General features: G+C 56.3%; 13 protein-coding genes and 2 tRNA genes. 13 read left to right on the top strand and 2 right to left on the bottom strand.

Annotated elements, in window-relative coordinates:
- The first annotated feature begins 117 nt into the window (after nucleotides 1–117).
- The 5 genes from MWL89_RS09665 (at nucleotide 118) to MWL89_RS09645 (ending at nucleotide 3,602) form a co-directional block, all read left to right on the top strand.
- Complete coding sequence (locus MWL89_RS09665) at nucleotides 118–1,221, top strand: hypothetical protein (RefSeq protein ID WP_244385866.1); 1,104 nt, start codon at nucleotides 118–120, stop codon at nucleotides 1,219–1,221.
- Nucleotides 1,222–1,233: 12 nt separating this feature from the next.
- On the top strand, nucleotides 1,234–1,557 hold the full coding sequence (locus MWL89_RS09660; protein ID WP_244385865.1) for a hypothetical protein: 324 nt from the start codon (nucleotides 1,234–1,236) through the stop codon (nucleotides 1,555–1,557).
- 78 nt (nucleotides 1,558–1,635) lie between these two features.
- On the top strand, nucleotides 1,636–2,061 hold the full coding sequence (locus MWL89_RS09655; RefSeq protein ID WP_244385864.1) for a hypothetical protein: 426 nt from the start codon (nucleotides 1,636–1,638) through the stop codon (nucleotides 2,059–2,061).
- Nucleotides 2,058–2,288, top strand: coding sequence for a hypothetical protein (locus MWL89_RS09650; protein WP_244385863.1), 231 nt, complete (start codon nucleotides 2,058–2,060; stop codon nucleotides 2,286–2,288). Before MWL89_RS09655 ends, MWL89_RS09650 begins: the two co-directional genes overlap by 4 nt.
- 81 nt (nucleotides 2,289–2,369) lie before the next feature.
- Nucleotides 2,370–3,602, top strand: coding sequence for a cell wall-binding repeat-containing protein (locus MWL89_RS09645; RefSeq protein WP_279611914.1), 1,233 nt, complete (start codon nucleotides 2,370–2,372; stop codon nucleotides 3,600–3,602).
- 126 nt (nucleotides 3,603–3,728) lie between these two features.
- On the opposite strand, the gene MWL89_RS09640 is transcribed toward MWL89_RS09645, so the two are convergent.
- Nucleotides 3,729–5,315 (bottom strand): DEAD/DEAH box helicase, encoded by a 1,587-nt coding sequence (locus tag MWL89_RS09640; RefSeq protein ID WP_102377885.1) that lies wholly within the window; start codon nucleotides 5,313–5,315, stop codon nucleotides 3,729–3,731.
- Between the two features lie 410 nt (nucleotides 5,316–5,725).
- On the opposite strand from MWL89_RS09640, the gene MWL89_RS09635 reads away from it, so the two are divergent.
- Nucleotides 5,726–6,169: a DUF2510 domain-containing protein gene (locus MWL89_RS09635; protein WP_244385861.1), complete on the top strand. Its 444-nt coding sequence runs from the start codon at nucleotides 5,726–5,728 to the stop codon at nucleotides 6,167–6,169.
- A 109-nt stretch (nucleotides 6,170–6,278) separates the two neighbouring features.
- A tRNA-Gly gene (locus MWL89_RS09630) sits at nucleotides 6,279–6,352 on the top strand.
- Between the two features lie 176 nt (nucleotides 6,353–6,528).
- On the opposite strand, the gene MWL89_RS09625 is transcribed toward MWL89_RS09630, so the two are convergent.
- The gene (locus MWL89_RS09625; RefSeq protein WP_244385860.1) at nucleotides 6,529–6,771 is read right to left on the bottom strand and encodes a glutaredoxin family protein; all 243 of its coding nucleotides are present in this window, start codon (nucleotides 6,769–6,771) and stop codon (nucleotides 6,529–6,531) included.
- Nucleotides 6,772–6,987: 216 nt separating this feature from the next.
- Between MWL89_RS09625 and MWL89_RS09620 the strand changes: the two genes are divergently transcribed.
- The 6 genes from MWL89_RS09620 (at nucleotide 6,988) to MWL89_RS09595 (ending at nucleotide 13,596) form a co-directional block, all read left to right on the top strand.
- Complete coding sequence (locus tag MWL89_RS09620) at nucleotides 6,988–7,575, top strand: helix-turn-helix domain-containing protein (RefSeq protein WP_279611913.1); 588 nt, start codon at nucleotides 6,988–6,990, stop codon at nucleotides 7,573–7,575.
- Between the two features lie 303 nt (nucleotides 7,576–7,878).
- Nucleotides 7,879–7,955, top strand: a tRNA-Arg gene (locus MWL89_RS09615).
- Nucleotides 7,956–8,564: 609 nt separating this feature from the next.
- The gene (gene arcA / locus MWL89_RS09610) at nucleotides 8,565–9,782 is read left to right on the top strand and encodes an arginine deiminase (protein ID WP_102377889.1); all 1,218 of its coding nucleotides are present in this window, start codon (nucleotides 8,565–8,567) and stop codon (nucleotides 9,780–9,782) included.
- A gap of 127 nt (nucleotides 9,783–9,909) precedes the next feature.
- Nucleotides 9,910–10,905 (top strand): ornithine carbamoyltransferase, encoded by a 996-nt coding sequence (gene argF / locus MWL89_RS09605; RefSeq protein ID WP_244385858.1) that lies wholly within the window; start codon nucleotides 9,910–9,912, stop codon nucleotides 10,903–10,905.
- 16 nt (nucleotides 10,906–10,921) lie between these two features.
- Nucleotides 10,922–11,875 (top strand): carbamate kinase, encoded by a 954-nt coding sequence (gene arcC / locus MWL89_RS09600; RefSeq protein WP_102377891.1) that lies wholly within the window; start codon nucleotides 10,922–10,924, stop codon nucleotides 11,873–11,875.
- A 122-nt stretch (nucleotides 11,876–11,997) separates the two neighbouring features.
- A complete protein-coding gene (locus MWL89_RS09595) occupies nucleotides 11,998–13,596 on the top strand; it encodes a YfcC family protein (RefSeq protein ID WP_244385857.1) in 1,599 nt (532 codons plus the stop codon).
- Nucleotides 13,597–13,667 lie beyond the last annotated feature (71 nt).

Here is a 13,667-nt window from a genome sequence, read left to right as displayed (position 1 = left end):
TCTGTTTTGACGGCAAGGCGGCCTCGCATTGTTTCCGGCCCTGCGAGGTCGCCGTTGCGATCGAAGCTGGGCGCAGCGTGCGTCGATTACGTATACAAAGAGAGAGGAATGAGAGCCATGTCAGTTGAACTAATTACCGGCCGGGGGACAACCGATCATGTAGGGGCTGAAGACTTCGGTGCCTACCAAGCGTATACCTTCGGGGTGGGTGCGTACATTCTCCACGGATGCGAGGCCTCGGTTGTCGATTCCAATACGGTTCGAATATCCGAGGGCGAACTGCTCGTTCAGGGCAGACACGTTCGCGTAAAGGGATCGGAGGATATTGCGATCCAAAGCGGTACGGCGGGACGCAACCGTAAAGATATGGTTTGCGTGCGTTATGCAAAGGATTTGAACGGGGTGGAAGACGCGCCTCTTGCAGTCATCGTCGGTACGCCTGTCGAGGGGGAAGCTTCTCTGCCGCCTTACGTTCAAGGCGATATCCTTGCAGGAGATGTTGCGGCCGATTTCCCTCTGTACGAGATTCCGATAGCGGGACTTGTGGTGGGGGTGCCGAAGGCGATCATGGGGAAGGCTTCGGATGTGCTTTCAATGCTTGCGGATAAGGCGGATATCGAGCACGAGCACGATGGCTATCTCCCCCTGTCGGGAGGCACGTTGCGCGGCGGGTTGACTTTCGCCAATGATGCGTTTGTTTTTGGCATCAATTCAAAGGGGCAAAAATCTTCATCATTCGAGGCGAAAACCCACGATAACCGAACTACTGTGGGGTATGGCGGATATGCAGCGAGCGAGGGAAGCACAGACATCTACGGAAACGTCGTCAGCATCGCATCGAGGGGCGCAGTGACTAAGAATGGACGGATTCTGTATGGCGGCACGGTGCTGTACAGCAATGCTACGGGTACGACGGGTACCGTGGCTTTATCGGAATCTGTTGCAAACTTTTCAATGATTGACATTTTTTTCCGCGATAACGATTGGTCTTTCGATTGCGTGCGGATGGCCGACCCCAACGGGAAGACTGCGGCTTTGTGCGTTAGCACGAAGACGACAAGCGGTGTCTATTGGGAGAAGAAACGCGCCGTAAATGTTTCGGGGGTGGCTATGACCAATAAAACTGCAGATTGCGTGTCTCTCAACATAGAGCGGAATGAAGTGGCTGGAGAGACGGGCGTGAACAATGTTTTTATCACTAAAGTAATTGGCTATGTTTAGGAGAAAATTGATATGGCATTATTAAAGAAGATACCGCTTGAAAGCGGGATTGAGGTTAGCTACCATCGCGTTGCTTCCGTTTGCTCTATAACCAACGTGGTTTGCCGGATTGAGATCTCAAGTTATGCATCTCGGGCAAAGCGCCACGAAGAGAAAATTGCGCTTGCATCTGTGGGTAAAGCGGCTGATCACGATGTTTTTATTGAAACAGAGTTTATTGACGTACCTTACGACCAATCGATAACGGTATCCACTGCGTATGAATACGTCAAGACATTGCCAAAATACAAAGGAGCAATCGATGCGCTCGAAGACGAGGGTGCGGGTTTAGCCTAGTGGTGGTAGGGGGCGGGAGCAATACGTCTGGGCCCATGCATGCATGGGCCCTTTTCATTCTGGAAGAGGGGTGATGTCGTGGAGAAAATGCTAGATGCAGTGGTGGGCTCTCTTGCGCATGCGGGACCAGAATGGGCTGTAACGCTTGGGGTGCTTGCCATAGTCGCATGGATTGCGGCAAAAGGCTTACCTGTCTATAAGGCAACTAAGATGCGAAGGATCAAAATCGATGCAGACCGGGAGCAACGGAAGTTTGATGAATCTCACATGGTCGACGAACGCGAACGGGAGCGCGCCGCAGTAGCCGTCCGGCAAGTCGATGCGCAAGAGCGTTCCACGGCCGCTATGAATGCGATGACCGCTCAAGTGGCCGTTATGAGCGCAAGCCTTAACGAAAGCCGATATCGGTCGCGCGAGATGGGCGAGACCGTGGGAGCCATAGCTGGTCAGGTTGACGAGATTCACGATGCAGTTGTCGGATGCAAGATTGGTGGTACTGAATGAGAAAAGCAATAAAGAAGTTCATGGCATGGTGTGCCGAAGACTCGGCTGCTGCCCGCTTCGAACGAACTGTTGTACAAGGAATTATCGGTGTAGTGGTTGGAGCTGTCTCCTATTGGTTTGCAGGAGATGGCATCACCGCAATCGTGGTCGCACCTGTGGTCATGGCGGTTTTGTCGCCAGTTCAAAGCGCGATTGGAAACAGGGGGGAGATTGATAAGCAGCAATGAAAAATCGAGTAGAGCTTGTATGCAAAGAGACCAGTAAAACTTTCTGCCAATATGAAAAAACGGTAAAGAATCAGGTGCGGAATGTCTGATATAACATGGATAAGCGGTGGGAAGCGTAGTTCCGGTCGAAGCGGATATGCGGTTAAGGCGGTCGTTCCCCACATATCCGAATCCTCCACGATGGCGAGCGTCGATGCAACCTTCGCGGGCGCTCGCGAAGCTTCGGCTCACTACTGTGTGGACGAAACGTCGATCCATCAATACGTAAGCGAGTCCGATACCGCTTGGGCGGTCGGCGACTGGTTGGGTAACCGTGAGACTATCAGCATAGAGCATGTGGGCACCACCGCGAGTCCTCCGAACCGCAAGACGCTTGATCGGAGCACGGAGCTCATGGTCGATATAGCAAGGCGCTACGGGTGGGATCGCTACACGCTTGGACAAAACGTAATGCTTCATAAATGGTACAGTGCGACGAGCTGTCCTGCGACGCTTGATTATGAATATCTTATCGATAAAGCTAACGAATTGCTAAGTGGAACGGTTGGTTGGAGCGGTCCCGGAGAGGAGATAGCAGGCGTAAATCGCATTGAAACCGCTGAGGCGATCGTTCGTAAAAAGGATTCGGCCAATGGAACCATGCGGACTTCCGGAGAGGGCTATGCCGACCTCCTTACGGGCATGTGGGTTGCAGGCAAGCTCGGTGCCGCCATACGATATGGAGGAGACGGATTTTACCTTGCGGACGGTGCGGGTGGCATCTATCTCGGTAGTGACAATCGATTCGATACGAATCGCTATAACCTTGAAATATGGGAGAAAGTAAAGGGGATCGATATCGGCGGTACCTGTTTCGTGGTTCCGGGCGATTCGTATGCGGATGGTGTTGCCTGTGCGTGGGTTTCGTATAATCGCAGCATCCCCATCGTTTTCTATGAGGCGCATAGCAACTTCGACTACCTAGTTTCGAAGTTCGAATATGCGATAGGCGTGGGAAATACTGTTCCGAAGTTCGAGGGCGAAACCGATCGTATCGCTGGTTCGGATCGTTTTGCTACCGCCGTTTCGGTGGCGGAGCGTTTTGGGCAAACATGGACTCAACCCGTAATCGTTACGGGCAATGGATTCGCGGATGGCCTTGCTGCTGCGCAGTGGGTGGGAAACAGTGTGTTGCTGTTCGCCGAGGGCGCAGCGACGACCGATGCGCTTAGCCGCCATAAGGGGGAAGTGTCGTCGATTTGCTGGATCGGCAACCAGAATGCAATTCCGTACGGTAGGAGGCTTGAGCTTTGCGAGTCGGCTGGGCTTCTTTAGCTTTCTCGTAATCTGGTTCACGCGTCGTGCCGTTGACTTCGGGGTTGTTGTAAGGGGGGGGCGCGCCACGCCCCCCTTCCTTTTTTTGTTCATGATCGGCTTGCGCGGTGTCGATTCGCTTTGCTGTTAGACGGCCTCGTAGGCCCTGCTGCGCGCCTTCTTCTTGTTCGAATCGCCCTGCCGCCGATCGTTGCGGGCTTTTTGGGCGCGCCCGTCGCCCCGGGCATCCTTGCTCGCGGTATTCCTCTTGCCTCGGCTCTTGAAGCCGCCGCTCTTATGGTCGGCGGGAGCTCCCGAACGTTTTCTCTTGGCGTTCCCGTCTGCCTTTTTGCCCGGCTTTTTCTGCATGGGCTTTCGCGCGGAAGACTCGATGTCTTTCAGCCGATCGAATTGCTCGTCTCCGCCCATCAGCATCTCGGCTAAGGCGACGGCAACGTTTCTTTCGGAACCTTCGAACAAATCGTTTTCAAGAAGGCTGTCAACGAGCTTGCGCGCTGCTTTCCCCGGGTGGCGTCCTGCCGCCTGCCCCCCGATGATTTCCTGGGCTGCGCGCGCTATGGCCTTGTCCATGATCTCGTTGCTGGTTGGGAGGTTCCGCTCTTCGATGGTGTGCCCCGTGTACTTCATGAGAGCACGCAGCGTTGCCTGCTGCTTCCCGCTGCATACGAGCGTTTGGGATATGCCTCGTCTTCCTGCGCGGCCGGTGCGCCCGATGCGGTGCACGTAGTATTCGAAGCTCTGCGGCAGGTCGTAGTTGACGACCACGTCGATATCGTCAACGTCGATGCCGCGTGCGGCCACGTCGGTCGCGATGAGCGCATGCACTCGTCCGCTGCGAAAACCCTGCATTACCTGGCTGCGGGCGGCCTGCGTCATGTCGCCGTGGAGCCCGGATGCCTTGAAGCCCTGCTTGCGAAGCATCTCGGCCAATTCGTCGACCATCGACTTCGTGTTGCAGAACACGACGGACCGTTGCCCGTTCGCGTGCATGAGAAGGCTGAGGACGTCTTTTTTCTTAGCCTGTGCAACGCGGTAGTACGTCTGCTCGATATCGGCTTGGTTTTCCTTGCCGGCGAGCGTTTCGACGGTCAGCGGATCGGTGAGGAAGGTGTTTGAGATCTTCAGCAACGGAGCCGACATGGTTGCCGAGAACAGTACCGTTTGGCGTTCGTCGGGCGTTGCGGTCAAGATGGTCTCGATATCGTCGATGAAACCCATGTTGAGCATCTCGTCCGCTTCGTCCAAAACGACGGTTTGGATCCGATCCAGCTTAAGGGTCTTGCGGCGCATGTGATCCATGAGGCGTCCCGGTGTGCCGATAACGATGTTCGCGTGGCGCAGCTGCTTGATCTGATCGTTCATGGCGGATCCGCCGTACACGACAGCGAGCGACACGCCTTCTTTGTACTTCGAAAACTTTTTCATTTCGACGTATATCTGCATGGCGAGCTCGCGGGTGGGTGATAGTACGAGTACCTGCGCGTGGTGCGAGGAACCGTCGACGCCTTCGATTGCGGGAATGGCGAAAGCACCCGTTTTGCCCGATCCGGTGCAGCTGCGTCCGATCAGATCGCGTCCCTCGAGAAGCAAGGGGATGGCGCTTGCCTGGATATTCGTGGGCTTGGTATAGCCGATCTCGTCGATCGCTCTGATGACGTGCGGGGTAAGCGGCATATCGCTGAATGCCGCAGGGCGGTTCTGGTTATTGATCATGTCTCCTCATTCGACGTACTGCGGTTAGTTGCGGGCTGTGTGCGGCGAACGCAGGTATCGCGGGTGCGATCCGCAGCGTCGTCGTTTCTGCGCGCAGCAAAATACCATCCACCCGTCAAACAAAGAGATAACCTTATTTGCAAGGGAAGAGTCTTACACTACATGAATCATTGGGAAGATGGATCATGTGGATGGCCTCTAGCGTTCGTGTAGTATAGCGATACGGCAAGCTCTTTGTGTCGGCAACGCAAAGAGAACCCAAGAAAACCGCTATTTCGTACAAATGCGGCGCTGGCTTCCTCCTGTTCCGTGCTCTCGTTGAGGCTTTTTCGTCCCGACCAAACCGCATGCTCTTTTCAGGCGGTATAATGGCGAGTGTTTCAATCGAGCAAGTGAATAGGGAGGACAGCATGGCAGGCAACGAAGCAGGGTGGTATCCCGATCCGTCGGGAGACCCCTCGAAAATGAGGTTTTGGAACGGTGCGCAGTGGACCGACGACTGCACTACCGTGCAGCCCAGTCAACCGACCGCTGCCCAGCCGGGTTCGTACGGCGCTCAGCCCGGCGGACAGTACGGGTACGGGCAGGGGTATTACCAGGGATCCGTAGTCCAGCCCGCCATGGATAGCAACGACCAGACGTTGAGGATGGTCGCGTTCGTTTTCTGCATTCTGTCTACGGTATCGCTGGGTTGGGCGATTATCCCGCTCGCATGGATGATACCGATGAGCGTGCATTGTTGGGGAATCTACAAGGGCACCAAGGCCAACACGGCGGCGTTCGGCGTCTGCACGCTGATATTCGTCAACCTCGTTGCCGGCATCCTGCTGCTCGTATCCAAAAAAGACGCGTAGGCAGCGCCCGCCCGCGGTTGGTGTCGGCAAAAGACCACTTTTCAATGCGTTTCGTTTCGTGTATCATGCATAAGGTTGCTTGATGGGTTCGATGGAACCCGTGCAATATGCGGGTGTGGTTCAATGGTAGAACTCCAGCCTTCCAAGCTGATAACGCGGGTTCGATTCCCGTCACCCGCTCCATTGAGAGCGCAGGCCAGAGCTACAAAGCTCTGGCCTTTTTGCTTTTCTGGGCGTCGGTTCATGACTGCGCTGCAGAGTTGCGGGGGTTTGGATTCGACGGCGAAAAGGAAAGCCCGCATTGTGCGGGCTTCGATTTTGCAACACCTCTCGGATCGATCTCGGCTCTTGCCGTCCGATCAGCCGACCTGTGTTGCCAGATAGGCGATGATGTCGTCCGACTCGTACATCGCCTTGCCGCCGACAACGAGGCAGGGGACTTGCTTCTTGCCGCCGACGCACACCAGATCGTTTTGAATGCCGGGCTGAGTGGTGTCGCGCATATCGAGCGTGATGCCCTTCTCATCCATAAAGCGGAGTACTTTCTGGCAGAACGGGCAGGTTTTCTTATAGTAAAGTGTATGGTCTTTCAAATACGACACAGGCGCTCCCTTCGTTCCATCCTTGCATGCCAACCGCAGAAACGGGACAATTCACTTTATCTTACTAAAGAGATGAGGTAACGGGGGGATGCGGAGTCTCTTGTTGCCGATCGGTTGCTTTCCTTACGGGGGGTATTCGCGGATACTCGAACCCAACGGAGCGTTTGTTGCGCGAACGTTGGGCGGACTATAGCATGCCTTCCGGAGGTGCATACGATGAACAACGAGAAAACGGGAATCCTGATTCGACGGCTTCGCAGAGAGCGAAACATGACGCAAAAGCAGGTAGCCGACGCGTTGCATGTGAGCGATCGCGCGGTGTCGAAGTGGGAGCGGGGCTGTGGGCTTCCCGATGTGTCGCTACTCAGGGGCCTATCGGCCGTTCTCGGTGCGGATATGCAGAGCATTCTATCGGGTGACCTCAATCAAAACGATACCGACGGAGGAAATATGAAGCGAATCAAACTTTATCGCTGTGCCTCGTGCGGCAATATCCTGACGAGCACGTCGGATGCCGAACTATCGTGCTGCGGTCGCTTGCTCGAGTCCCTCGAGGTCCAATCTGCAGCGGGAGAGCATGTGCTGTCTGTCGAGGAAATCGAAGATGAATACTATGTGCAACTCGACCATCCGATGGAAAAGGGCCATCATATCGCATTCGTCGCATGCGCGACCGATGAGCGCATCGTGCTGGTGCGCATGTATCCCGAGCAAGGCGCCCAGGCTCGCTTTCCGCGGATGCCGCGCAGCACTTGGTACGCTTGCTGCACCGAGCATGGACTATTTTCGTTTCAGCATATTTAAATGTTCGGATATGCATGAGATGGCATAGATGCGGCAATGTATGCATTCTTTACTTGGAACGTGGAAGAAAACGTGCGTTTTGGCGCTATTCGGACTGATTTGCGGGAACTTACGATATGTCTTCAATGACTAGAATATCAAAAAAAAGTATGATAAAATATAAAATTTTTTCCTAACGATTGCCTCCTAGGTTACACGACGGAGCGTCAACGACTCCAAAAGATTCTACGCCCCTCGCTTCGGCTTCATCGGACGCCGCGGGAAAAGTTGCGGTATAATACCTACGCACGCCAGTGCCGCAATGCGCTCGTAGCTCAGCTGGATAGAGCAGTGGACTTCTAATCCGAAGGTCGCAGGTTCGAATCCTGCCGGGCGCACCACGTTAATGCAGCGGGTCGACTTCACGGTCGACCCGCTTTTTCATTCTGCGGCTTACCGTGGGTGGTTCCGAATAGGTGAATGATGGTAAAACAGGGTAATGACAAGGACAAACAAATAAGTCAGCATTGTCTTTCCTCCTCGCTTCCCGCAGTGAGCCAGAGTGGTTTTTCGTTGGCGGCACGCATGCGCCGCACGGCGGTCGAGGCGGTTTCGCACGTGTACGGAAGCGCCTTGGATTGCGCATGCTCCGAGAAGGTGAAAATCATTTTGCATCTTTGGCATTCTTTATGCACTCGTATTCATAAAGAGCTTGAGCGTCGAAGTCCCTTTCACACGGGAGGAGGGACTCGGGTTGGTTTCTTACCACTATTTCGCTTTACTGCGATGGAGCAAAACAAGGCAAGAATCTGAAAAGAAAACGTTTTGTCAATAACCGTTTACCGCTTAAAAACTACCGTTCGCCAATCCTTTATTTCAGTTCGGTACTACCTGTTGCTTTTTCTTTTCCCGCATGAGATTTTGGCCGTGTCATGCGGTTGTGCTCAAAATATGAAGCAAAACCGAAAGTAAGAAACGTAAAGAATGCATAAAAGAAAAGGAGGGTTGCCATGGCTGGTGTAAACGTCAAAAGTGAAATCAAGCCTTTGAAAAAAGTCTTGCTTCACCGACCGGGTAAAGAGTTGCTGAACCTCACACCAAACACGCTCGAAGAGCTTCTGTTCGACGACATTCCGTTTTTGAAGGTCGCCCAGGAAGAGCACGACGCGTTCGCCCAGATTCTTCGCGACAACGGCGTAGAAGTCGTGTATCTCGAAGATCTTATGGCGGAAGTGCTCGACCAGAAGCCCGAGTTGCGTGAACAGTTCCTGAAGCAGTTCATCGAGGAGGCTGGCATCCGCACCGATCGGTACCAGAAGATCATCTTCGATTACCTCAACGATAACTACAAGGACAGCAAAGAACTGGTTATGAAGACGATGGAGGGCATCAACCTCACCGAGCTTCACACCGACAAGAGCAACTCCCTCGTCGACCTGGTGAGCGAAGCGTCCAAGATGGTCGTCGCTCCCATGCCGAACCTCTACTTCACCCGCGACCCGTTCGCCATGATCGGCAACGGCGTCAGCATCAACAGGATGTACTCGGTCACGCGTAACCGCGAGACCATCTACGGCGAGTACATCTTCAAGTACCATCCGGATTTCGAAGGAACTCCCGAGTACTACAGCCGCTACAACACCTTCCACATCGAAGGCGGCGATATCCTCAACATCAACGACAAGGTTCTCGCTATCGGTATCTCCCAGCGCACCGAGCCCGATGCGATCGACGCCATCGCCAAGAACATCTTCGAGTCGGATTCTCCGATCAAGACGATCCTGGCCTTCAATATTCCGAACTCCCGTGCGTTCATGCATCTCGATACGGTCTTCACCCAGATCGACTACGACAAGTTCACCGTTCATCCGGGCATCCTCGGGCCGCTGACCGTGTTCGAGATCACCCCCGACGATAACGGCGGCATCAAAGTCAAGGAGATGCACGACACGCTGGAAGAGATTCTCGAAGCGTACATCGGCAACCCCGTCGAGCTCATTCCCTGCGGAGGCGGCGACCGTATCGCTGCCGAGCGCGAGCAGTGGAACGACGGCTCGAACACGCTCTGCATCGCTCCCGGTACCATCGTGGTCTACGAGCGCAACGACGTCACCAATGCCGTGCTCAAGGAGAAGGGCCTCAACGTTTTGGAGATGCCCTCCGCCGAGCTTTCGCGAGGCCGTGGCGGCCCGCGCTGCATGAGCATGCCCATCTGGCGCGAGGACTAGCTCCTCATCTGGTTTACACCCTGTCGGCCCCCAGCCTTGCGGCGGGGGCCGATCGAGGCGAGGCGGATATAACTTGGCACCGCCTGTTTCAAGACAAATGTATATGCGCTATCGAAAGGAATGAGCAATGCCTACTAGTTTGAGCGGACGTAACTTTTTGAAGCTGCTGGATTTCACGCCCGACGAGATCCGCTACCTCATCAAGCTGTCCAAAGAGTTTAAGAACCTGAAATTGACGGGCACCCCCCATCGTTATCTCGAAGGCAAGAACATCGTTCTTCTCTTCGAGAAAACCTCTACCCGTACCCGCTGCTCGTTCGAGGTCGCAGGCATGGACCTCGGCATGGGCGTCACCTATCTCGATCCCGGCAGCTCCCAGATGGGCAAGAAGGAGTCCATCGAGGATACCGCCCGCGTGCTCGGCCGCATGTACGACGGCATCGAGTACCGCGGCTACGATCAGTCGATCGTCGAGGATCTCGCTGCCAACGCCGGCGTGCCGGTGTGGAACGGCCTTACCACCGAGTTCCATCCCACCCAGATGATCGCCGACATGCTCACCGTGGAAGAGAATTTCCCCATGGGCATCAAGGGACTCAAGTTCGTATTCATGGGCGACGCCGAGAACAACGTGGCGAATTCGCTCATGGTCGTGTGCGCCAAGCTCGGCCTGCACTTCGTCGCCTGCGGTCCGAAGGAGCGCATGCCGAAGGCCGAACTGGTCGAGCAGTGCAAGCAGGTTGCCGCCGAGACCGGCGCCACCATCACGCTGACCGAGGATGTCAAGGAAGCCTGCACGGGCGCCCATGTCATCTACACCGACATCTGGGTTTCCATGGGCGAGCCGGCCGAGCTTTGGGCCGAGCGCATCAAGCTCCTCGAGCCGTATCGCGTGACCACCGAGGTCATGGGCATGGCCGCCGATGATGCCATCTTCATGCACTGCCTGCCTTCGTTCCACGACACCAAGACCACCATCGGTGCCGATATCGCCGAGAAGTTCGGCGTGACGGAGATGGAAGTCGAGGACGCGGTCTTCGAGTCCCATCAGTCCAAGGTGTTCGACGAAGCCGAGAACCGCATGCACACCATCAAGGCCGTCATGTACGCGACCCTTTCGTAAGCGGAAGGAGACCGTTATGGCTTATCAGAAAGGCGAAGGCAAGTCCGTGGTCATCGCGCTGGGCGGAAACGCCCTGGGCGACTCCCCGCAGGAGCAGCTCGAGCTCGTGAAGAACACCGCGGAGCACATCGTGGACATGGTCGCCGAGGGCATCAACGTCGTGGTCTCCCACGGCAACGGCCCGCAGGTCGGCATGATCAACAACGCGTTCGACTACGCGTCGACCCACGACGGCAAGACGCCCGCCATGCCCTTCCCCGAGTGCGGCGCCATGAGCCAGGGCTACATCGGCTACCAGCTCTCCCAGGCGATCCTCAACGAGATGAAGCGCCGCGGCATCATGCGCTCGACGGCCTGCGTCGTCACGCAGACGGTCGTCTACCCCGAGGACCCGGCGTTCGACAACCCCACCAAGCCCGTGGGCGCCTTCCTCACCGAGGAGGAGGCCAAGAGGCGCGCCGAGGAGACCGGCTACACCTACAGGGAGGACTCCGGGCGCGGCTGGCGCCAGGTGGTCCCCTCGCCGAAGCCCCAGCGCATCGTCGAGTTCGACGCCATCAAGGACCTCATGGACGACGGCTACATCGTCGTGTCCACGGGCGGCGGCGGGGTCCCCGTGATCGAGCGGGACGACTCCTACCGCGGCGTGCCGGCGGTCATCGACAAGGACCGCTCGAGCGCCAAGCTCGCCGCGGACTTCCGCGCCGACATGCTCGTGATCCTCACGGCGGTCGAGAAGGTGGCCATCAACTTCAACACGCCCGAGCAGGAGGAGATCGACTCCATGACGGTGGCCGAGGCGAGGAAGTACATCGCCGAGGGCCAGTTCGCCCCCGGCTCGATGCTGCCGAAGGTCGAGGCCTGCATCGAGTTCGTGGAGGCCCATCCCGAGGGTCGCGCGCTCATCACGTCCCTCGAGTGCGCCGCCAAGGGCCTCAAGGGCGAGACGGGAACCGTCATCACCAAGTAGTTTTGCAGCAAAGGGGTGCTTTACCGGGCGGACGGAGCCTGGACCGTAGAGAGCCTTAGGCTCGGTCCGCCTGCAATTTCTCGTTCACCGTAAACAACGATCCCTACTAAAAAGGAGGGGCTATGGCCGAGAAAGTTAAAGACAAGAGCAAGAAGAAGCGATCAATCAGTTCGTTTACTATTCTGCTCATCATGCTTATCGTGCTTGCCGTCATCACGGTTGTGATGTCGTTCGCGGGCGTCGAGGGCGTGGAAGGTGCGACGATCGCCAACGTGGCAACCGCACCGGTTAAGGGCTTCACCGACGCATTGCCGGTTTGCCTGTTCGTTTTGATCCTCGGTGGATTCTTGGGAATCATCACCGAAACCGGAGCGCTTGACGCGGGCATCGCCGCGCTGGTCAAGAAGCTCAAGGGCAACGAACTCATTCTGATTCCCATTCTCATGTTCATCTTCTCCATCGGCGGCACGACGTACGGCATGTGCGAGGAAACCGTACCGTTCTACCTGCTGCTGGCTGCGACAATGGTCGCCGCGGGCTTTGACAGCGTTGTCGGCGCGGCAACCGTTCTGCTCGGTGCTGGCTGCGGCGTGCTCGGTTCGACGGTCAACCCGTTCGCCGTGGGCGCTGCGGTCGACTCGCTCTCCGGTACGGGCATCGCGATCAACCAGGGTACGATCATCCTTCTCGGTGTCGTTCTTTGGCTCGTCACGCTGGCCATCTCCATCGTGTTCGTCATGCGCTACGCGAAGAAGGTCAAGGCGAACAAAGGCTCGACCATCATGTCTTTGCAAGAGCAGGAGACCATGAAGGAGGAGTTCGGCGAGGCGCAGCAGGAAGCCTTGGACGCCGAGGCGAACCCCAGCCGCAAGCTCATGACCGGCCGTCAGAAGGCCGCTCTCATCGTGTTCGCCTTTACGTTCGTCGTCATGATCGTCGGCTTCATTCCGTGGGGCGACTTCAACATCAACGTGTTCGATGCCGGTGCGGCTTCCGAAGAGGTTGTAACGCCCGTTACCGGCGAGGAGATCGTCGCTTCGTGGGACGATGCGCAGGTCGGCGGAGCGCTTGAAATTCCCGAAGGAGTCGAAGGCACGGTTACCGAAGACGTTGCGATTTCCGACGGATGGTCTTCGTTCCTCACGGGCGTGCCGCTGGGCGGATGGTACTTCGACGAGGCGTCTACGTGGTTCCTCATCATGGCGATCGTCATCGGCGTTGTCGGCGGGTTGTCCGAAAGCCGCTTCGTCAAGGCCTTCATCAACGGCGCTGCCGATATGATGAGCGTCGTGCTCATCATCGCACTCGCACGTTCGATCACCGTCCTTATGGGCGAAACCGGTCTGGACATGTGGATTCTCGAGAACGCCGCTGCGGCCCTTGCGGGAATGTCGGCGATCATATTTGCCCCGCTGTCGTTTTTGCTCTACGTGGTGCTGTCGTTCCTCATCCCGTCCTCTTCGGGCATGGCGACGGTGTCCATGCCGATCATGGGTCCCTTGGCGAACAACCTCGGGTTCTCGCCTGACGTCATGATCATGATCTTCAGCGCCGGCAACGGTCTCGTGAACCTGTTCACTCCGACGAGCGGTGCCATCATGGGCGGTCTTGCGCTCGCGAAGGTGGAGTACTCCACGTGGTTGAAGTTCGGTGCAAAGCTGTTCATCATCCTCGGCGTCGTCTGCATGGTTATCCTTACGGCGGCAATGCTGATCTTGTGATAGTGCTTTAACACACTGTTTACGCGAAACGAGAGGGATCCCCCGCAAGTGCGGGGGATCTTTTTTACGCC

The sequence above is a fragment of the Raoultibacter timonensis genome, assembly GCF_022845715.1.
GTDB lineage: Bacteria > Actinomycetota > Coriobacteriia > Coriobacteriales > Eggerthellaceae > Raoultibacter > Raoultibacter timonensis.
Note: the sequence above shows the minus strand (reverse complement) of the source record. Positions and strands in the feature narration are given on the sequence as shown.

Bases quoted from the DNA above. Each gene is read 5' to 3' on its own strand.
- MWL89_RS09665 (WP_244385866.1), top strand. From the start codon at position 118: ATGTCAGTTGAACTAATTACCGGCCGGGGGACAACCGATCATGTAGGG.
- MWL89_RS09660 (WP_244385865.1), top strand. From the start codon at position 1,234: ATGGCATTATTAAAGAAGATACCGCTTGAAAGCGGGATTGAGGTTAGC.
- MWL89_RS09650 (WP_244385863.1), top strand. From the start codon at position 2,058: ATGAGAAAAGCAATAAAGAAGTTCATGGCATGGTGTGCCGAAGACTCG.
- MWL89_RS09645 (WP_279611914.1), top strand. From the start codon at position 2,370: ATGTCTGATATAACATGGATAAGCGGTGGGAAGCGTAGTTCCGGTCGA.
- MWL89_RS09640 (WP_102377885.1), bottom strand. From the start codon at position 5,315: ATGATCAATAACCAGAACCGCCCTGCGGCATTCAGCGATATGCCGCTT.
- MWL89_RS09635 (WP_244385861.1), top strand. From the start codon at position 5,726: ATGGCAGGCAACGAAGCAGGGTGGTATCCCGATCCGTCGGGAGACCCC.
- MWL89_RS09620 (WP_279611913.1), top strand. From the start codon at position 6,988: ATGAACAACGAGAAAACGGGAATCCTGATTCGACGGCTTCGCAGAGAG.
- arcA (WP_102377889.1), top strand. From the start codon at position 8,565: ATGGCTGGTGTAAACGTCAAAAGTGAAATCAAGCCTTTGAAAAAAGTC.
- argF (WP_244385858.1), top strand. From the start codon at position 9,910: ATGCCTACTAGTTTGAGCGGACGTAACTTTTTGAAGCTGCTGGATTTC.
- arcC (WP_102377891.1), top strand. From the start codon at position 10,922: ATGGCTTATCAGAAAGGCGAAGGCAAGTCCGTGGTCATCGCGCTGGGC.
- MWL89_RS09595 (WP_244385857.1), top strand. From the start codon at position 11,998: ATGGCCGAGAAAGTTAAAGACAAGAGCAAGAAGAAGCGATCAATCAGT.